15 protein-coding genes are annotated in these 20,002 nt (G+C 62.8%); 12 read left to right on the top strand and 3 right to left on the bottom strand.

Annotated elements, in window-relative coordinates:
- Positions 1-126: 126 nt before the first annotated feature.
- A complete protein-coding gene (locus CKO40_RS12915; RefSeq protein WP_200346627.1) occupies positions 127-600 on the bottom strand; it encodes a molybdenum cofactor biosynthesis protein MoaE in 474 nt (157 codons plus the stop codon).
- Positions 601-831: 231 nt separating this feature from the next.
- On the opposite strand from CKO40_RS12915, the gene CKO40_RS12910 reads away from it, so the two are divergent.
- From CKO40_RS12910 to CKO40_RS12855, 12 genes are all read left to right on the top strand, one after another.
- Positions 832-1,062 (top strand): hypothetical protein, encoded by a 231-nt coding sequence (locus CKO40_RS12910; RefSeq protein ID WP_200346626.1) that lies wholly within the window; start codon positions 832-834, stop codon positions 1,060-1,062.
- A 177-nt stretch (positions 1,063-1,239) separates the two neighbouring features.
- On the top strand, positions 1,240-2,601 hold the full coding sequence (locus tag CKO40_RS12905; RefSeq protein ID WP_242477009.1) for an APC family permease: 1,362 nt from the start codon (positions 1,240-1,242) through the stop codon (positions 2,599-2,601).
- Between the two features lie 445 nt (positions 2,602-3,046).
- Entirely contained in the window at positions 3,047-4,969 is a 1,923-nt protein-coding gene (locus CKO40_RS12900; protein ID WP_200346625.1) for a PrkA family serine protein kinase, read from the top strand.
- A gap of 54 nt (positions 4,970-5,023) precedes the next feature.
- On the top strand, positions 5,024-6,295 hold the full coding sequence (locus tag CKO40_RS12895; RefSeq protein WP_200346624.1) for a YeaH/YhbH family protein: 1,272 nt from the start codon (positions 5,024-5,026) through the stop codon (positions 6,293-6,295).
- A gap of 65 nt (positions 6,296-6,360) precedes the next feature.
- Positions 6,361-7,854: a SpoVR family protein gene (locus CKO40_RS12890; RefSeq protein ID WP_200346623.1), complete on the top strand. Its 1,494-nt coding sequence runs from the start codon at positions 6,361-6,363 to the stop codon at positions 7,852-7,854.
- A gap of 403 nt (positions 7,855-8,257) precedes the next feature.
- A complete protein-coding gene (locus CKO40_RS12885) occupies positions 8,258-9,379 on the top strand; it encodes an SPFH domain-containing protein (protein ID WP_200346622.1) in 1,122 nt (373 codons plus the stop codon).
- Between the two features lie 11 nt (positions 9,380-9,390).
- Positions 9,391-10,347, top strand: coding sequence for an SPFH domain-containing protein (locus tag CKO40_RS12880; RefSeq protein WP_200346621.1), 957 nt, complete (start codon positions 9,391-9,393; stop codon positions 10,345-10,347).
- 191 nt (positions 10,348-10,538) lie between these two features.
- A complete protein-coding gene (locus tag CKO40_RS12875) occupies positions 10,539-10,826 on the top strand; it encodes an encapsulin-associated ferritin-like protein (RefSeq protein WP_200346620.1) in 288 nt (95 codons plus the stop codon).
- A 118-nt stretch (positions 10,827-10,944) separates the two neighbouring features.
- Complete coding sequence (locus tag CKO40_RS12870; RefSeq protein ID WP_200346619.1) at positions 10,945-12,216, top strand: glycosyltransferase family protein; 1,272 nt, start codon at positions 10,945-10,947, stop codon at positions 12,214-12,216.
- Between the two features lie 219 nt (positions 12,217-12,435).
- Positions 12,436-12,987: a hypothetical protein gene (locus tag CKO40_RS12865; RefSeq protein ID WP_200346618.1), complete on the top strand. Its 552-nt coding sequence runs from the start codon at positions 12,436-12,438 to the stop codon at positions 12,985-12,987.
- A gap of 264 nt (positions 12,988-13,251) precedes the next feature.
- The gene (locus CKO40_RS12860; protein ID WP_200346617.1) at positions 13,252-13,431 is read left to right on the top strand and encodes a hypothetical protein; all 180 of its coding nucleotides are present in this window, start codon (positions 13,252-13,254) and stop codon (positions 13,429-13,431) included.
- Positions 13,432-13,640: 209 nt separating this feature from the next.
- The gene (locus tag CKO40_RS12855) at positions 13,641-15,608 is read left to right on the top strand and encodes an alpha-amylase family glycosyl hydrolase (protein WP_200346616.1); all 1,968 of its coding nucleotides are present in this window, start codon (positions 13,641-13,643) and stop codon (positions 15,606-15,608) included.
- A gap of 30 nt (positions 15,609-15,638) precedes the next feature.
- On the opposite strand, the gene CKO40_RS12850 is transcribed toward CKO40_RS12855, so the two are convergent.
- The gene (locus tag CKO40_RS12850) at positions 15,639-18,287 is read right to left on the bottom strand and encodes a putative bifunctional diguanylate cyclase/phosphodiesterase (protein WP_200346615.1); all 2,649 of its coding nucleotides are present in this window, start codon (positions 18,285-18,287) and stop codon (positions 15,639-15,641) included.
- Positions 18,288-18,503: 216 nt separating this feature from the next.
- The gene (locus CKO40_RS12845; protein ID WP_200346614.1) at positions 18,504-19,892 is read right to left on the bottom strand and encodes a hypothetical protein; all 1,389 of its coding nucleotides are present in this window, start codon (positions 19,890-19,892) and stop codon (positions 18,504-18,506) included.
- Positions 19,893-20,002 lie beyond the last annotated feature (110 nt).

Raw genomic sequence — 20,002 nt, 5'->3', positions numbered from 1 at the left:
CTGGTCTTTTCGCTCGCCTTCTTCGTCGCGCCGCCGGTCACATAGCCCGGCTATGCTCCCGGCGACGCTCCTCGAAGGCAAACGAAAATCCTGCGCAATTCGGTACGAGCTTTTCCGGCAATCGCCTTAGCGCTCGGGCTCCGGCTTCCAGCGGGCCTTGGCGTCGCTGTCCGATGAACGCGCTTCGACCCAGCGCTCGCCGCTATCGGTCTGCTCCTTCTTCCAGAAGGGCGCCTCGCTCTTGAGGTAATCGATGATCAGCTCGCAGGCCCGGAATGCATCGCCGCGATGCCGGCTCGCGACGGCGACCAGAACGATGGGGTCTTCCGGCTCGAGTCGGCCTACTCGATGGATGATCCGGATCGCTTCGAGCCGCCAGCGTCGGCCGGCCTCAGCGGCGATCGCCTCGAGCGACCGATCGGTCATCCCGGGATAGTGCTCGAGCGTCATGCTGCGCACCGCTGAGTCGTCATTGATGTCGCGCATCAGGCCGACGAAGGCGACGAGGGCCCCGACTTGTGGCTTTCCACGGCGGAGTGCGTCTTGCTCGGCGGCGGGGTCGAAGGGCTCGGCCTGGATGCGGATCTCGGTTGCGGTCATCGACTGGCTCCTGGGTGGCTAATGTGGGTGGCTAATGTGGGTGACTCCTGGGCGTAGCGGCTTGCCTGCTCTGCGTTCTGGATCAGGATAACCGGGATGACAACCGATCCTTGCGGTCACCCTGGTTCGGCGCCATACCTCCAGAGAATGGGTCCGTTTCTGTCGGCCTTTGCGCCGCGACCTCAGGCAATCGTGATGGCACCGATGCACCGATCCCGGACGTCTTCCCGATTGAGCGCTCTGCCGCGTCAGGCACTGGACTGGCTTTGTGCGGGACGATCCGACTATCAGGCATTTCAGCAGCGTAAGCGGACTCGGGTCTACCGGCGCAATCGCACGGCCTGTCTCTATACCTGGGCCGGCGCAGCTGGTTTACTGCTGGTCTGTGGTGCGACCAGCTGCCTGATCACGTTCGGTTTGATCGCGACGCTGATCTGTTTCACGCTGCTGGACCCGGATTGAGACCGCGATGGACGGGTCGGCGCGTCAGCGCCCTGATGTCCAGCCCTGATAGAGCCATTCCGCCTGATCGCCAGACAGAAGGCGCCGGAACAGTCAGCACCGATGGTTCAGCTTGTCCGGAAACCAGCGCGAGTGACCATACCAGCCCTGATATCTACCGCGGAGGTGTAGAACGACTTGCGCAGTTCAGACGCTCTCGACGTCGACCCTCAGCCCGTCAACGGGGCGAAACCCTCTGAGCCTGCGCTGGATGCCCGATCCGCGATGCTGCTGGTGGTCGCGAATATGGTCGGGACCGGAGTCTTTACCACCCTGGGCCTGCAGGCAGAGGGCGTGCAGGACGGTGCTGCATTGCTGCTGCTTTGGCTGGTCGGGGGCTTGGTCGCGCTCTCGGGTGCGCTGTGCTACGCCGAATTGGCCGCGGCCTTGCCGCGCTCGGGAGGCGAGTACCATTTCCTATCCCGGATCTATGGCCCGCGACTTGGGGAGCTTGCCGGTGTGGTCTCGACGACCGTCGGTTTCGCAGCCCCGATGGCGCTGGCGGCGATGGCATTCGGCCGCTATGCCGGGACCGTGCTCCCGGTGCCGCCACAGTGGCTGGCATTGGCTGCGTTGGTCCTGGTGACGCTGATCCAGGGGTTCGATGTCGGTTGGGGACGGCGTTTTCAGGTCGGCGCGACGCTACTGAAGATCCTATTGATCCTGGTCTTCTGCGTCCTGGGGCTGGCGGTGACCGCGCCGCCCGGGGCGCTCTCGCCTTGGCCTGGACCGTCAACGCTCGATGCGGTGTTCTCAGCGCCTTTCGCGCTCTCGTTGGTCTATGTCTCCTATGCATACTCGGGCTGGAACGCGGCGAGTTACGTCACGGCCGAGGTGCGGCACCCACAGCGCAGCGTGCCGATGGCCTTGATCGGCGGCACGCTCATCGTGACGTCCCTTTATCTGTTGCTGAATCTGACCTTTCTGCGGACGGTTCCGCTGGCCTCGCTGGCTGGGACGGTTGAGGTCGGGGCACTGGCCGCTGAGCACATGGTGGGGCCAGTTGGGGGCCAGCTATTGAGCCTGTCGCTGAGTCTGTTGTTGATCTCGACGATCAGCGCGATGGCCTTGGCAGGACCGCGCGTGATCGAGGAGATGGCGCGTGACCGGAGCATCTTGGCCCCGCTTTGTCGGCGCTCCCCTCGGGGCGCGCCGACGCGCTCGGTCCTGCTGCTTGCGGCGCTTGCATTCGCGTTCATTCTGACCGATTCATTCGCGTTCGTGCTGGGGTTCGCTGGCTTCACGCTGGTCCTATTCTCATTGCTTTGCGTGCTTGGCTTGATGCGGCTGCGCCGGCGTGAGCCCGGCTTGGTGCGCCCGTTTCGGGTGCCTTGGTATCCGTTGCCGCCGCTGCTGTTCGTTCTGATCGCGGTCTCGAGTCTGATCGTGGTCGCGATCGAGCAGCCGCTTGTCGTCCTCGGGGGGGCGATCGCAATCGGTTTGCTCTGGCTGGCCCTCGATCGTGCCGCGCTGATTGCGCAACGCTTTCAGGACAGCTGACTCGCGAGCCGAGCGCGATCGAGCAATGCCCTCTACCCTCTAGCACGCAGTGTGGCCCTGAACCCCTTCGCTGGTCGTTGTCTAATCCGGAACACTGCAGGCGTCTCATCGAGTCGCGGCGTGCTCGCGATTCGTCGTGCCCTTGCAGGTGCCCCGCGCTAGCGCCATTTCGCACCTAGATGGTGCGGTTCCTTGACGACAGGGCACCCAAACCTGGCATGATCTAGATCAAAATTCCGAGGCGCTGACGCCTTCGAGCAGCGTGGCGCGCGGATTGCAGTGGGCTGAGAAGAGACTTGTACGAACGGCTTGCTGTGTGCATCTGTTGCTAAACCACACAAGACCGAACGACTAGAATATTTGGCGCGCCTCTGAGCTCGCCTCCATCACCCGGCGTGCTGGGGCGGCGCCTTCCCGATCGTGACTTCCGAGCGAGGTACCTTTGATGTCGATCTTCGAGCGCTATCAGGCCCGATACGAATCCTCCCGCGAGGAGGACATGAGCCTTCAGGAGTACCTGGAGCTCTGCAAGAGCAACCCGATGGCCTACGCGGGACCCGCTGAGCGCCTGCTTGCCGCAATCGGTGAGCCCGAGCTGATCGATACCCATAACGATCCGCGCCTGAGCCGCATCTTCCAGAACAAGGTTATCAAGCGCTATCCGGCCTTCTCCGACTTCTTCGGCATGGAGGAGGCGATCGAGCACCTGGTCGCCTACCTCAAGCACGCCGCGCAGGGCCTGGAGGAGAAGAAGCAGATCCTCTATCTGCTCGGCCCGGTCGGCGGCGGCAAGTCTTCGCTTGCGGAAAAGCTCAAGGAGCTGATGCAGCAGGTGCCGTTCTACGCGATCAAGGGCTCGCCGGTGTTCGAGTCGCCGCTCGGGTTGTTCTCACCGGAAGAGGACGGGAAGATCCTGGAAGAAGACTACGGCATCCCGGCGCGCCACCTGCGGACCATCATGTCGCCCTGGGCCGTCAAGCGGCTGCAAGAGTACAACGGTGATATCACCCAGTTTCGGGTCGTCAAGCTCTATCCGTCGATCCTCGAGCAGATCGCGGTCGCCAAGACCGAGCCGGGCGACGAGAACAACCAGGACATCTCGGCGCTAGTCGGCAAGGTCGATATCCGTCAGCTCGAGCATTTTGCGCAGAACGATGCCGACGCCTACAGCTACTCGGGCGCGTTGTGCCGGGCCAACCAGGGCCTGATGGAGTTCGTCGAGATGTTCAAGGCGCCGATCAAGGTGCTGCATCCGCTGCTCACGGCGACCCAGGAGGGTAACTACAACGCCACCGAGGGCCTCTCGGCGCTGCCGTTCCAGGGCATCATTCTGGCGCACAGTAACGAGTCCGAGTGGCAGTCGTTCCGCAACAACAAGAACAATGAGGCCTTCCTCGACCGCGTGTTCATCGTCAAGGTGCCGTACTGCCTGCGGGTGACCGAGGAGAAGCAGATCTACGACAAGCTGTTGCGTAACAGCTCGTTGAACTATGCGCCCTGCGCGCCCGGGACGCTCGAGATGATGGCGCAGTTCTCGGTGCTGACACGCCTGAAGGAGCCGGAGAACTCGAGCATCTTCTCGAAGATGCGCGTCTATGACGGGGAGAACCTGAAGGACACGGACCCGAAGGCGAAGTCGGTACAGGAATATCGCGACTATGCTGGGATCGACGAGGGCATGTCTGGAATCTCGACCCGCTTCGCGTTCAAGATCCTGTCGCAGGTGTTCAACTTCGACCACACCGAGGTTGCTGCTAATCCGGTGCATCTGCTCTATGTGCTCGAGAAGCAGATCCTGCGCGAGCATCTGCCGCAGGAGGTCCAGGACCGGTATCTGAGCTTCTTGAAGCAGTACCTGGCGCCACGCTACGCCGAGTTCATCGGTAAGGAGTTGCAAACGGCCTATCTCGAGTCCTATGCCGAGTACGGCCAGAACATCTTCGACCGTTATGTGACCTACGCCGATTACTGGATTCAGGATCAGGAATACCGTGATCCGGATACGGGTGAGATGATGGATCGCGGGGCGCTGAACGACGAGCTCGAGAAGATCGAGAAGCCGGCCGGGATCTCGAATCCAAAGGATTTCCGCAACGAGATCGTCAACTTCGTCTTGCGCGCTCGGGCGAACAACAACGGCGCCAATCCGCGCTGGACGAGCTACGAGAAGCTGCGCGTGGTGATCGAGAAGAAGATGTTCTCGAACACCGAGGAGCTACTGCCGGTCATCTCGTTCAACACCAAGGCCTCGACCGACGAGAAGAAGAAGCACGAACAGTTCGTCGACCGTATGGTCGACAAGGGCTATACGCCAAAACAGGTGCGTCTCCTCTCCGAGTGGTATCTGCGCGTTCGCAAGTCGCAGTAGTCCAGTCGCTCGCGAGGTGAGAACGCACGAGCAACCGGGATTCCGCGCCAACCTATGTCTCATTTCATCGATCGCCGTCTCAATGGCAAGAACAAGAGCACCGTCAACCGTCAGCGGTTCCTGCGGCGCTACAAGACCCAGCTCAAGCGGGCTGCCTCCGATGCGGTCAATCGGCGCAGCATCACCGATATCGACGGCGGCGAGAAGGTCGGTATCCCGTCCAAGGACATCTCTGAGCCCCAGTTCCACCATGGTGGAGGCGGTAGCCGCGACATGGTGCATCCAGGGAACAAGGAGTTCGAGGCAGGTGACCGGGTTCAGCGCCCCGAGGGAGGAGAGGGCCAGGGCGCCGGCCAAGGACGGGCGGGGCGCGGCGGTGCGGGCGAGGATGATTTCGTCTTCGAGCTCTCGCGCGAGGAGTTCCTCGATCTCTTGTTCGATGACCTCGAGCTGCCCAATCTGGTGCGCAACCAGCTCATCGGCACAACCGAGTTCAAGACCGTTCGAGCCGGCTACGCCACCGAGGGGTCGCCCAGCAACATCGACGTGGTGCGCTCGCTGCGCGGTGCGATCGCCCGGCGGACCGCGTTGGGCGCACCGCACCGCGGCCGCATCCGAGAGCTCGAAGAAGAGCTTGCGGCGCTGATCGCGGCAGGGGTCGACGAATCGGATGGTCGCGTCGTCGCGCTCAGAGACGAGATCGATCGGCTCAAGACCCGGATCGCGGCGCTGCCGTTCATCGATACCTTCGATCTGCGCTACCAGGCCTTCACCAAGCAGCCGGAGCCGACCAGCAAGGCGGTGATGCTCTGCATCATGGACGTCTCGGGCTCGATGGATCAGGTGCGCAAGAACCTCGCCAAGCGCTTCTTCATCCTGCTCTACCTGTTCCTGCAGCGCAATTACGACAAGATCGACGTCGTCTTCATCCGTCACCACACCATTGCGCAGGAGGTCGATGAGCAGGAATTCTTCTACTCGCGGGAGACCGGTGGCACCGTTGTGTCCAGTGCGTTGCAGCTCGCGCACGAGGTGATTCGCCAGCGTTACGATTCGGAGACCTGGAATATCTATGCCGCGCAGGCATCGGACGGAGACAACTGGGATTCCGATTCGAGTATCTGCCGCGACCTATTGATCCAGAACCTGATGCCGCTGATTCGCTATTACGCCTACGTCGAGATCACGCCGCGTCAGCACCAAAGCCTGTGGTATGCCTATCAGGATGTGAAGGCCGTCTATCCGCATTTCGCGATGGAGGAGATCAATGGTGCCGAGGACATCTTTCCGGTCTTTCGCGAATTGTTCAAACGCCAGGAGGCGTAGCGCCGAGGACGGGCTGACCGCTCTCGTCCCTCCATCCCGCACCTAGCTCTGATCGCGCAGTTTCTATGGCAGACAATCGCCTCATCTCCGAGACCTCCGAGTGGACCTTTCCGCTGCTGAAGCGCTTTGATCAAGAGATCGCCAAGGTCGCCTGTGACGACTTCGGCCTCGATACCTATGCCAATCAGGTCGAGGTGATCTCGTCAGAGCAGATGATCGATGCGTATTCTTCGGTCGGACTGCCAATCAACTATCATCATTGGTCGTTCGGTAAGCAGTTCGTCGCAACCGAGCAGACCTATCGGCGCGGGCAGATGGGGCTGGCCTACGAGATCGTGATCAATTCCGATCCCTGTATCGCCTACCTGATGGAGGAGAACACATTGCCGATGCAGGCGCTGGTGATCGCCCATGCCTGCTATGGCCACAACAGCTTCTTCAAAGGGAATTATCTGTTCCAGACTTGGACCAGCGCCGACGCGATCATCGACTACCTGGTCTTCGCGCGAGGCTATATCGCCGAATGCGAGGAACGCTATGGCACAGAGGAGGTCGAGCTGCTGCTCGATTCCTGTCATGCGCTAATGAACTATGGCGTTGATCGCTATCGCCGACCCTCACCGCTGTCGATGGCCGAGGAGAAGCGCCGGCAGGCGGAGCGCGAGGCCTATCTGCAGTCCCAGGTCAATGATCTATGGCGAACGCTGCCAGTACACGAAAAGGAGGAGGGCCGGCTCGACGAGCGCCGCTTCCCCGCTGAGCCGCAGGAGAACCTGCTCTACTTCATCGAGAAGAATGCCCCGTTGCTGGAGCCTTGGCAGCGCGAGGTCGTCCGGATCGTGCGCAAGGTGGCACAGTACTTCTATCCGCAGCGTCAGACGCAGGTGATGAACGAGGGCTGGGCGACCTTTTGGCACTATACGCTGCTCAATCGTCTCTATGACCTCGGGCTCGTCGGCGACGGATTCATGATCGAGGTGCTGCAGTCGCATACCAATGTCGTCTACCAGCCGCCATTTGATTCGCCCTATTACAGCGGCATTAACCCTTATGCGCTCGGCTTTGCGATGATGCGGGATATCCGCCGGATCTGCGAGGAGCCCACCGATGAGGATCGTTATTGGTTCTCCGATATCGCCGGTGAGGATTGGCGTAAGGTGCTCGACTTTGCGATGCGCAACTTCAAGGACGAAAGCTTCATCGCCCAATTCCTGTCGCCGCGTCTGATGCGTGAATTTCGAATGTTCGCGGTCTCGGACGATGATCGTGAAGAGACGCTGGAGATCACTGCGATCCACGAGGAGGCCGGCTATCGCCATCTGCGACAGCGGCTTGCGGATCAATACAACCTCGGCAGCCGCGAGCCGAACATCCAGGTCTACGACGTCGACGTTCGGGGCGACCGCTCTTTGACGCTGCGCCATTTCCGCCACAATCGACGCCCTCTGGGCGACTCGCTCGATGAGATGCTCAAGCATATTCGTCGGCTTTGGGGTTTCGATGTGCGCATGGAGGCAGTCGATGAGCAGGGGCGGGTTCAACTGATCGGTGAAACCTGACCAACGGAGTCATGCCGGTGATCGCCCCCTCATCTCCCAGTCCGTGATCCGGCGGCTGGTGAGGCGAGGACGTTATATGCATTGCCGTCCGATACGGGGTGCTCCGCCGAAGATGCCGATCCGGTCTGGGATGAGACAGCGGACTCTGATGTGATGGCGGTAGGAGCCATTCTATTCGGGCTCCCAAGGCAGCGCCGCGTGAAGGCGAACGATCTCAGGACCGACTGATCAGCGCGAGTCCAACCTTTTTGGCAGCAATCGGTCATCCCGGCGCGCCTGCTTGTGGCCGGAGCGGGTTGGGGTCACCCAGACGCGAGCCGCCGGTGCGGGCGCAAGTCGATTCGGGCTATCCTAGAGGTCACCCGGTCAGCCGACGCCATACCATCGCGACAGAGGGGGTTCGATGCTGCCAGCCGCCTTTCTTCTCGGTCTACTCGTCTTCATCGGCTTCAAGGTGATCGTCCGTGCGCTCTATACGGTCAAGCCCAACGAGCGCGCCGTCCTGACCTCGTTCGGCCGGGCCATCCGTCTCGGCGATCAAATGGTGGCCGACGACAGCCTCAATGATGACGAGCGCGAGCGTTATCAGTTTCCTCAGCTGCGGGTGATCGGCCCCGGCGGGCCCTACTTCAAATGGCCTTGGCAGGAGGTGCACAAGGTCGATATTGCGACCCAGTCGATCGATCTGACCTGGGACCCGACCAAGTCGCAGCGAACGATCGAGGCGGTTACCAAGGACAACCTGACCACCGGGGTCGACGGGCAGATCCGGTTTCGGGTCGCTGAGGGCAATCTCTACGCCTACTGCTTCGGGGTCGATAGCCCGCTCGAGCACGTGATGGGCTATTTCATCTCGGTGCTGCGCGAGCGCATCGCCAACTTCGTCGACCCAAAGGGCCAGAGCCTGGTCGATGCCGATGATATGCAGGGCGAGGCCAGCAGCGCCGCGGTCGAGCTGACCGAAGGGGTCTCGATCAACGATCTGCGTAAGAACTTGCCGCTGCTCAACGATTACATGGAGACCCAGTGCCGCTCCACCGGCGCGCGCTATGGGATCGAGCTCGATGCCGCATTGATCACCCAGATCGACCCGCCCTCGGAGGTGGATCGAGCCCTCTCGGCGATCAACAGCACCCGCAATCAGGTCGCGGCTGATATCAGCACCGCCCGCGCCGATGCCGAGCAGCAGATCACGATGAGCAAGCGCGCAGTCGAGATCGCCAGCAACAATGCCCAGGCCGAGGTCGCGCCCTTGCGTGAGCTCGCCCGGACGCTCCAGGCCATCAAGCAGAGTGGTGGCGGCGAGGCATTGCGCGCCTACATCCGCAACATGCGCATCCCATTGCTGAAGCAGGCCAAGCGGATCGTCCAGATCGCCGGTCCCGGTTCCAGCGCGTCCCAGAGTAGGTCCCAGAGTAGGCCCCAGCATAAGTCCCAGCAGACGCCGCCGCCTGCGTTCCAGCCGCCGTCGAGCGCGCCGTCGGCGGTATCGGATGGACACTCGTCAGTACAGTCTGAGCGCTGAGGAGCTCGAACATGCCTGTCTCCGCTCTCTCTCCATTGATCGCGTTCGTGCTCGGTATCTTGGCCATCCCAGTCCTGCTCGGGCTTGCCCGGGGTCTCGGTCTGTATGCGGTCGTGCGCGAGCGCGAGGCGCAGGTCTTCACCCTGTTCGGCAAGGTGATCGGCACACTGGAGGAGCCCGGTCTGCGTTGGCCCCTGGTCCATTTCGGTCCCAAGGCGCTTCTGGTCGCGTTCTTCGGCAAGCGCTATCGGGTCAACACCGCGCTGCGCCAGTACTATCTCCGCGACCTGATGGTCAACTCGGAGGAGGGCACGCCGATGGGGGTCGGCATCTGGTACGAGATGCAGGTCTGCGACCCGGTCGCCTATCTGTTCACCAACGCCAACCCTGAGGGATCGTTGCAGGCCAATGTCGCCAGCTCGACGATCTCGACGCTGTCGAATCTCGAGATGGACAAGATGCTCGAGGACCGCCATCAGCTCAGCCGCAAGGTGCGGGCGACGGTCTCGCCGCTGTCGGAGAAGTGGGGCTACAAGCTGGGGTCGGTCTATATCCGCAAGGTTGCCTTCACCGATCGGCAGATGGTCGACAACATCACCGAGAAGGTCGTCAAGCGCCTGATCCAGGTCACCAGCGCGATGAAGCAGGACGGCGAGAACCGGGTCGGGCTGATCAAGAGTCAAACCGCCTACAAGGTCTCGCAGAAGATGGCCGAGGCCGCCGCGACGCGCCCGCGCGTGGTCGGCGAGGCGCTGAACGAGATCGCGCGTGAGGACCCCGAGACGTTGGCCGCGGTGATGGAGGTCATGGAGACCGAGCAGCTGATCGAATCGGGTGCCGAGGTCGACGTGCTGCCGAGCGACGCACAAGTCCTGGTCTCCTTGGGTGCGGCAGGTCGAGGTGGCTCGTCCGGTGCTTCGGCCGGCGGTGCAGCGGGCTTGTCGCTCGATCCCGGCGCATTGTCCTGACCGGTCCGGTGCCGAGCGCGCTCTGCGCTGGACCCGGGAGCGCTGATTCCGCCAGCATCACGGATCGTGCGTTGTAATTTGCCCCGCGGCCTCCGACAATGGCGCGGCGTCTGCGTGCTTCGGCAGCGCGGTCGCTGTGATCAAGACCTTCGAGTACGCTTTCGAGCGGTAGTTTGTTTCAGGAGATGGCGATGTCAAACGAGGGCTATCACGAGCCGATCAATGAGCTGTCGGACGAGACGCGCGATCTGCACCGCGCGATCCTGTCGCTGATGGAAGAGCTCGAGGCCGTAGATTGGTACAACCAACGCGTCGATGCCTGTCAGGACAAGGCATTGCAGGCGATCCTCGCCCACAACCGGGATGAAGAGAAGGAACATGCGGCGATGCTGCTGGAGTGGATCAGGCGGCGCGACAGCAAGTTCGACGAAGAGCTCAAGGACTATCTCTTCACCGACAAGCCGATTGCTCACGAGTAGGGTCTCCCTCCGATCCGCCCGATCAGCTGACACTGGTGGCTTATAGGCGTTCGGCCGCGGTACGCGGTCGGGCGCCCATGCGGTCGATCCCCGCCCCCTTCGCAGGAGTTGACGAGGCATGGCTGATTTCCATCAAGAGCCACAGATCACGACGCTGCATGCGCTCTACGAGGCCTTCGATCAGGGAGAGTATCTCGGTAATCTTGAGCGCAGGCTCGAATCCCACGCTAGGCACGACCACATGTGCCTGCTGCTGCCGTCGCTCTTCAGCGAGATCAGCAATGGTGATGTCCTCGACCGGATTGTCGAGCGGATCGCTGAGGTGCGCTATCTTCGCAGCATCGTCGTCGCGCTCGGTGGCGCCTCGGATGAGTCGCAGTTTCGCGAGGCGCAGCGTTATTTCGGACGGCTGGCACGCCCCGACTGCCGGGTTCGCGTGGTCTGGGTCGATGGACCGCGTGTCCAAGGCCTGCTGCGGGAGCTCGAGGAGCGCGAGATCCCGACCGGCATGCAGGGGAAGGGACAGTCGGTCTGGGTCTCATTGGGCTATCTGTTTGCCCGCGATGAGGCCAATACGATTGCGCTGCACGACTGCGACATCGTCACCTATGACCGCATCATGCTCGGTCGGCTGATCGAGCCGGTTGCCAATCCCAACAACGCCTTCCAGTTCTGCAAGGGGTACTACGCGCGGATCTCACCTGATGAGCTCGCGATGAAGGGGCGCGTGACGCGGCTCTTCGTGACGCCGTTCGTCGACACCCTCTCCCGCGTGATGTGCACACAGGGGATGCCCGAGCTGCAGCGCTTCTTCGAGTACCACCGGGGTTTCAAGTATCCGCTCGCCGGTGAATTCTGTTTTACGTCCGATCTCGCGCGCGGCCTGAATATTGCGTACGACTGGGGCCTTGAGGTCGCGACCCTTTCCCAGGTCTACGATCAGCTGACCCGGCGGCAGGTCGCTCAGATCGACCTTGCGCCAAACTACGAGCATAAGCACCAGGAGCTGTCCCCGGACGATACCTCGAAGGGGCTGCACCGGATGGTCGTCGATATCGCGAAGTTCTATCTGACCTATATGCGCTCGCACGGCGTGCCGCTCGATGATGCCTATCTCGACATGCTGCTACACACCTACTACCAGACCGCGCTCACCTACGTGCGCAAGTACAGCTACGATGCCGACGTCAACAACCTTGCTTACGATCTCTATGCCGAAGAGGCCGCGGCCGGGCACTTTCGCGGGTTCCTCTGGGATGCTTGGATGCAGACCAAGGGGCCGCAAGAAGCGAAATTGATACCCTCTTGGAACCGTGTCGCCTATAGCTTCCCGCAGGTCTACGAGCGATTGCTCGAGGCGGTCGAGGCTGATCAGGCCGACGGCTGCTAAGGCGATTTCTGTCAAAGCTCATACCGCCTTGCTGGTCTTTTCGCTCGCCGTCTTCGTCGCGCCGCCGGTCACATAGCCCGGCTATGCTCCCGGCGACGCTCCTCGAAGGCAAACGAACATCCTGCGCAATTCGGTACGAGCTTTTCCGGCAATCGCCTAAGCTGGATAATAACCTCACTAATATAGTGCTTATCGAACCGCCCAACAGGAGACATCAACGTGTCCGATGCTGCTATGACCGACGACCGTGACGCCAACACACTGAGCTGGACGAAGGTCCTGTTCGTCAGCCTGCCTTACCTGGCCCTCTATATCGCCTCGATCATCCTGACCGGTATGACCGATGCCGAGCCGGCCCGCGCGACCGAGCTCTGGAAGCTGTTCATGCCGTTCGTCGCGTTGGTCTCGGTGGTCGGCGGCTGGCGGTTTTCGGGCGAGACGAACAAGGAGAAGGCGATCTACGTCGGCAAGCAGGTCATCTACTGGGGTGCCGTGTTGATCGTGATCAATCTGCTATTCATGGGCGATACCCCACACTTCCTCAATGCCGAGAGCCAAGGCTTCGTGGTCGCCTACATCCTCGGGCTATCGGCGCTGTTGTCAGGGATCTATATCGACTGGAAGATGTCCGTCTTCGGTGCCTTTCTGATCATCAGCACCTTGGGAATCGCCTTCTTGGATGACAACGCCGTGCTGATCAGCGTCGCGGGCGTCGCCATTGCCGGCATTGCGGTTACCCTGATGCTGCGTCGACGGGGTAAGGCCGCCTGACGAGACCCCTAAAGCCGCGCCCGCGCCGCCGACGGCTCGGGCGTCTGCGGCGACGAGGCAGCCCTCCTGCGAGCACACTGACCGACCTTCCTGCATCGGCAGCGCGCGAGGTCGAGGCCTCGCGCGCTGGGCCAACGAGGTGATCCCGGGCACTGATCGCGAGGTGGTCGATGACGGCCCTTGGACGGTGCCCGGTTGAGGTCTACCGATGCCGTCAGTGCCCGATCGCGGGCGCGCGCAGTCTGTCGTTCAGGAGACGAATCGATGCATATGTTCGACGCCGAGAAGCAGGTCATTGCCGACCTGTGCGAGGAGGGGACGGTCGTGACGACGAAACAGTATCCCTCATTCCACGTGATCGTCGTGCGCCACCCGACCTTGGGCAAGCTCGTGCTCGTCGAGGGCCGGGACGGGCAGGGCGCTGTTGTCGAGGTCGATGGTTAGGGCCCGTCCGCAAATAACCTGAACAGGTCTGGCCTGCTGGCACCCATAACGCAAGGCCAGCTTTGCGAAAATGTTCAAGTTATTCGCGGACAAGCGCTTAGCTGAACCAAGGCCCGCGAATCTAAGGCGCCGGATCAAGGCCCCGCATGACTGCACTAGGCGCCACCCTGTTCGTGTTCGAACCTTCCCGGTAGATAGATCAACCTTTGATGGATAATAAGACCCCGATCAACGATGAGCATTGGGTGCGCGAGCAAGCGGACCGATCGCTCGCGCGCCTGCTGCCGCGGCTCGAGCAGCGTTTCAGCACCGCCGTCGACGAGGTCGAATGGCTCGCCTACCGCGAGCGTCTGGAGCGCCATTTCCCGAGGCTGTTCAAGCGGCTGTACGGGCTCTACGGCGGCTACTACGACTTCTTCTATCACCTCGAGAGCATCGTCGCCTCGGCGACCGAGATGTGGATCGCGCGCTCGCCCGAGCTCAAGGCACTGGATGCGATGCGCGGCGCCGATCCCTATTGGTACCAGTCCAACCGCATGGTCGGCGCGATGTGCTATGTCGACCTCTTCTCCGGGGACCTGGCCGGGCTGCGCGAGCGCATCCCCTATCTGACCGAGCTCGGCATCACCTATCTTCACCTGATGCCGGTCTTCCGCTCCCCGGATGGCGACAATGACGGGGGTTACGCGGTCAGCAGCTACCGCGAGGTCGATCCCGAGCTCGGCACCATGGACGATCTGGCCGAGCTGGCCACCGAGCTGCGCCATCACGGTATCTCGCTGACGCTGGATTTCGTGTTCAACCACACCAGCGACGAGCATGATTGGGCGCGCGCGGCCTTGGCCGGCGACCGCACTCAGCAGGGCTACTATCGGCTGTTCCCGGATCGGACGCTGCCGGACCTGTACGAGAAGACCATGCCCGAGGTCTTCGGCGAGGATCATCCGGGCGCCTTCACCTACCGGACCGGCATCAAGAAGTGGGTCTGGACCACCTTCCACACCTATCAATGGGACCTGAACTACGAGAATCCGGAGGTCTTCAACCGGATGCTCGAGGAGATGCTGTTCCTCGCCAATCAGGGCGTTGAGATCCTGCGCCTGGATGCGGTGGCCTTCCTGTGGAAGCGGCTCGGCACCAACTCGCAGAACCTGCCCGAGGCCCACTGGATCATTCAGGCCTTCAATGCCTTGGTCAGCATCGCCGCGCCGGCAATGGTGTTCAAATCGGAGGCGATCGTGCACCCGGACGAGGTGCGCGAGTACATCAGCACCGACGAATGCCCGCTCTCCTACAATCCGCAGCTGATGGCGCTGCTCTGGGATGCGCTCGCGACCCGCGACGTGCGCGTGCTGCAGCGGGCGATGCAGAGTCGCTTCGCGGTCCCCTCGGGCTGCGCCTGGATCAATTATGTGCGCTGTCACGACGATATCGGGTGGGCCTTTGCCGATGACGATGTCGAAGCGGTCGGATTCGATCCGGGACCGCACCGGAACTTCCTGACCCGCTTCTATACGGGTCGCTTCGAAGGCAGCTTTGCGCGTGGCGCCCCGTTTCAGGAGGACCCGGCGACCGGCGATGCCCGCGTCTCCGGCACCTGCGCGTCGCTCACTGGTGTCGAGAAGGCCCTCACCGAAGGCGATGCCGGTGAGTTGGAGCTGGCGATCGGCCGCATCCTGTTGATCCACGGCGTCATCATCATGATCGGCGGTATCCCGCTGATCTACCTCGGTGACGAGATCGCGACCCTCAACGATTACGACTACGACCGCGATCCGGAGAAGGTCGGAGATTCGCGTTGGCTGCATCGCGGCGCATTCGATTGGGAGCGCGCCGAACAGCGCCGGGATATGGAGACGGTGCCGGGGCGCGTCTATCAGGGGCTGCTACGGCTGTTGCAGGTGCGCAGTCACAACCATGCCTTCGCGCGCGGTGATACCGAACTGCTCGATACTGGTAACCGGCATGTGTTCGGTTTCCTGCGCTCAAGCGAGCAGTCGACCGTCTTCGTGCTCGGCAATTTCAGTGAGCATCCGCAGCGACTCGAGGCCCGGCGTTTGCGCCAGATGGGGATGCGCAAGACGATGGTGGACCTGTTCGCCGGACAGACCATCATCGCGACCCAAGAGCTGTTGCTGGAGCCTTATCAGCTGATGGCGCTGGCCCGTTCGGCCTGAGGGCCGTTGGCGGCCTTTGTTCGCTTCGGTTCAATGCAGCTGGTGACGTTCGGACGGGCCGTCGGAGGGGAATGTGTCTTGGCTGCGATCGGCGAGCTGAATCCAGCTGGCGGTATCGGCACCTGACATCGGCGCGGCGATGAGCTGGCCCTGGCCATACTCGATACCGAGCTCGTGCAAGGTCTCGAGTTGGTCCATGGTCTCGACGCCTTCGGCGATTGCGAGAGCACCAATATCATGGGCCAGCGTCCGCCCGGCTCGGGTCAGGCTCTGCGCGCGCGGAAAGGTCGCAAGCGATGCAATCAGGCTGCGATCGATCTTGATGTAGTCCGGCTGGAGATCGGTCAGTGTGGTCAGCGACGCCAGGCCTGCCCCGAAGTTATCGATCCCAAGCAGGATGTGCTGGTTCAGCAGCCGCGGCAGCACGTTGTGCGACCAATCGACATCGGTGCCGAGGGAGCGTTCGGAGACCTCGAGTCGAATGGCGCTCGCGTCGATCCCGTGATGTTGGAGCCCGGTATGCAGCTCGTCGAGCAGACTGCCGTCCACTAACTGGCGCTCGCAGACATTGATGCTCACGAAATAGGCCGGTGACCAGACGCCTTGGCGTTGCCATTCACCGATCTGGGCCAGCGCCAGCTCGACGATATGCCGACTGAGCAGGCTCAGCAGCCCGCTGGCTTCGGCGATGGCCAAGACCTGCTGGATGCTGATCGCGCTGCTGTCTGATTGAGGCCAGCGCAGCAGTGCCTCGAAGCCAATCGGCGCGAAGCCTTCGAGCTGCACCACCGGCTGATAGTGCAGCGTGAGGTGCTGCGCGCGGATCGCCTCCTCAACGGCGCAGAGTGCGCGCTGCTCAGTTTGTGCCTGCTCGCGCATCTGCGGCTCGAATTGGGTCGCACGCCGTCCGCCAAGCTGCTTGGCCAGTCTGAGGGCGCGATTCGCGTCTTGGATGAGCTCGTCGACGTCTGAATACTCCGCCGTGATCTGCACGACGCCGATGTCGGGTCGGACCAGGATGCGTTGGTTGGCGATCTCGAGCGGCTCCCGAAAACGACCGAGGAGGGTGACGGCGGCGCCTTCGGTATGGCTCCAATGCGCCTTCCAGCTCATCAGGACCGCAAACTCATCGCCACCGTAGCGCCCGATCGCGTCTGCATTCAGCTCGAGCCCGTTCAGGATGGCGGCGAACTCGCGCAGCACCTGGTCCCCGATGGCCTGTCCGAAACGGTCGTTGATCCGCTTGAATGAGCCGATATCGATGTAGAGCAGGCCGCTGGGTCCGCGGCTCGGATCGCTCGCGTCGCTGATGGCCTGGGCGAGCCGTTCGTGCATGTAGGCCCGGCTGTAGAGTCCGGTCAAGGCATCATGCTGGGCCTCAAAGATGAGCCGTCGGTGTAACGAGACCTGATCGCCCTTCAGTCGCAGCAGGATCGCGATCAGCCAGCAGATCGATTCGACGACATTGCCGATCGGGAATGCAAAGGCCGAGATCGGCGGGAGCCAGGCCCCCTGCAGCGCCACCGCGGCCGCTTGCATCCCACCACCGGTGAGCGCTGCAACCAGACCGATCGCGAACCAACGCATCGCGAGGTCCGGGGTGCGCAGGCGCTTGATCAGGAGCGCGATCACGACCACTGCCAGCACCGGCAGCACAGCAGCACCAAAGCGGTAAGCGGCGGCGTCGAGCGCCGACAGATAGAAACCGCTCGCGCTCAACGCGACGCCGATGATCAGAACCGCGCGGGTGTATCCGCGTGGCCTGAGGAAGGTGATCACCGGCAGGGCCATCCCGATCACCGCCGTGCCGGCCGCGAGCGCTTGCAGGAGGTGATGGGCGCTCGGAGGTGGCCAGAAGGGTATCCATGCGGCCCCGAGACCGAGGGCCTGCACCTGGTAGAGCTGCAGCGCGACGATGTAGGCGAGGTAGGCCCAGACGATCCCGCTCGGATGGTAGCGGGCGACCAACAGGCCGACGATGAACAGGGTCGCGAGCATCCCCGTGAACATGCCGAGTGCAACCCAGAGCCGTTCGCTGAGGCATTGGAAGCGATCCCGCGGCAGGATGTCGATCCAAGGGCGGACCGATTTGTGATCGACGACGATGGCAACGCTCGGGGTTGCGCCAAGGGGCTGCGGCAGCTGCGCATTGGGGAAGGGGCTAAGGACGCTGCGCCAGTCGAACGGGACCGAGCGCCCAGACTCAGCGCTGTGGATGCATCCGTCGGCGTCCTCGGCGAGTACGATGAACCGCTCGACGATCGGGTCCTTGATGGTCGCGATCAGCGGCTCGGCTTGCTGATCCGGCGGCGCAGAGAGCACAAAGGTGCGCGCCGGCGCCTGGTCATCAAGGGTTGGGAATCTGGGGGCCGCGCACTGTGCCGGTGCAGCGGCAGCAAGCGCCGCGAATCGGCCTAGCCATTCGTGGGCCGAGTGGGGTGATCGAACCGCAGCAGGTGAGCCTGGGCCGGCTGCCGCCGCGACATCGGCGAGTGGCCGCTCTGGGTTGGGCCCTGATGCAGCTGCGCAGGCGGGGTCGGCGCCGATACCGATCACCGCGGGCAGTGCCATCAGCATCACGAAGGTGAGCGAGAGGACCAGACCGGTGCCGGATCGGTGCACTGTCGGAATCCTGTCCGACTCGGTCGCGCTGGGGTGATTGTGCTTGTTGTTGGACATGGGGCGACGGCTCGGCGAGACGCCCTACAGTCTAGCTGCCCCGCTCACTCTTCGCCCGGATGGCCGATACTGGTTTGCTCCATTACCGAGCGATACCGACCAAGCCGAGCGCGGTTGGTTCTGTCCTGGTGGCAGCCCGAGAACGACCTGCCGAGATTGGGCTGAGGTGTCGCGCTCGGTTCGGAAAGCAGATGCGGGCCATCGGCAGGCCGCTGCTCAGTCCTCGGCGCGACGCAATTGGCGTGTCAGCTTCTCGAGCTCGCGCTGCATCGCGAGGTTCTGAAACGGGCGCAACGGCGGGACCTCCCGGTTGAGCAGGTTATCGAGCAGGCTGCGGCTGGATTGGACCAGATCGACCAGCTCTCCGGAGACCTGCACGGTCTGGTAGGTATTCCAGGCGGTATCGATGTCGGCCTCGAGTGCTGCCTGGGCCTGTTTGACCTGAGCGCGCTGCTGTTCGAGATAGTCGCGATAGACGCCAGCGGCCTCGATCGTGAGTTGTTGGGCTTGCAGGTTGTTGCGCAGGAGCTCGGCGCGGTCAGGCTGGGTCTCGATCAGCGCGCGCGTCTCCTCGCTCAACGCGGCTGCGCGCTCAGCGATCGCATCGATGCGCGGCAGGTAGTCGGTGTCGATCGCCTGCAAGACGTGCGTATGCATGTGCTCGAGCGCACGCAGCAGCACGACATACATCCCGTAGTAGCGGCGCGCGCTCTCGAGGTCCTCGCCGCTTTCCTCGACCAGGGACTCGAGCTGCCGGGTGATCGCCTTGACGTTATCGAACAGGATGCCGAGATCGATGATGTTGTCGCCGACCACGGTCGCGAGCAGTAGGTCCACCTGCTCGCCACTGAGCTCGAGTCCCATCCCGCGCAGGTCGGCGACGAACTCGGCCTTGACGCGCTCGAGCTCGGCGAGGTCGGCTCGGATCTCGGCCTCGCGCTCAGCGATGCGCTCCTCATAGTCGGCGACGGTCGCCGTGATCAATGACTCGCGCGGTGCAGCGATCCGCTCGCGCCGGAAGCGGTCGATCTCGGCGCGGGCCTCGGCGATCTCGGTGCGCAGCTCGGTGATGCGTGCCCGGTAGCGCTGAACCGGCGAGCGCGACAGGATTCCGACCGCGGCATCCAACAGCGCGTTGATCTCGGTATCGGCATCCCCTTGGTCGCGGCCGAGCCAGGCGCGCTCGGGCAGTTGCGGCCGTTCCTCTGTCAACGCGAGCGTTTCATCGAGTTTGGGCGCCAGGTCCTTCCAGACCTGGGCCGGGGTCGACGGGTCGGTGGGGCGGAGGCTCTGCTGCGCTTCATCCCAGACCTCAAGGGTGGCATCGCGTGAACGCTGCCACCACGTATCGGCGGTATCGGCCGAACGTTCCCATACCGATGTTGCGCGCTCGAGCGAGCGCTCAAGCAAACCCGATGCGTCGCCGCCGGCCTGATCCGCGGTCGAGTCCTGGGTCGGTTTGGTCGCCTCGGGCTGACCTTCGCTCACCTCCTGTCCTGGGCTGGGAACGGCTGCAGCGGCCAGCAGCAGCGCACTCAGCCCATGTGCCCACATCAGGGCAGTAGCCGTTCGGCGTCGGGGATCGAGGGTGGTCTGCTGCCTCATCGCATCATGGTCCAACTGGTTTGCATTGGGTTCGGCCACCGTCATCGGCGTCCCGGTCGGCTGCCAAGGTTAGCAAGATCGGGTCATCGAAAGGGTGGGATCAGCCGCAT

The sequence above is a fragment of the Halochromatium glycolicum genome, from assembly GCF_016584085.1.
Taxonomy (GTDB): domain Bacteria; phylum Pseudomonadota; class Gammaproteobacteria; order Chromatiales; family Chromatiaceae; genus Lamprobacter; species Lamprobacter glycolicus.
The sequence above is the reverse complement of the archived record's forward strand: the minus strand, read 5'-3'. Positions and strand labels throughout refer to the sequence as shown.